Genomic DNA, 219 nt, shown 5'->3' with positions numbered 1-219 from the left:
AGTCGCTACTTTCACAGAAAGATTAAGCCGCTTAACAATCGTTCAACGTTTAGATGGGCGTGACAGTCAATCAATGACTAAAGCTATTATTACACTGGCCCGTCATCTATGCGCCAATTTAAAATCACTGACTGTTGACCATGGGAAAGAATTTGCCAATTATCATCAAATCGAAGATTTGATAAACAAGCCAATGTTTTTCGCACACGCTTATTCTCC

Annotated in this window: 1 pseudogene; it reads left to right on the top strand. The window is 39.3% G+C overall.

Going from position 1 to position 219, the window contains the following annotated elements:
- Positions 1 to 219 (top strand): annotated as a pseudogene (locus tag H5975_RS08610) (IS30 family transposase); the annotation flags it as partial.

This window comes from Limosilactobacillus coleohominis, assembly GCF_016901675.1.
Taxonomy (GTDB): Bacteria; Bacillota; Bacilli; order Lactobacillales; family Lactobacillaceae; genus Limosilactobacillus; species Limosilactobacillus intestinavium.
This window is presented reverse-complemented; position numbering and strand designations above follow the sequence as displayed.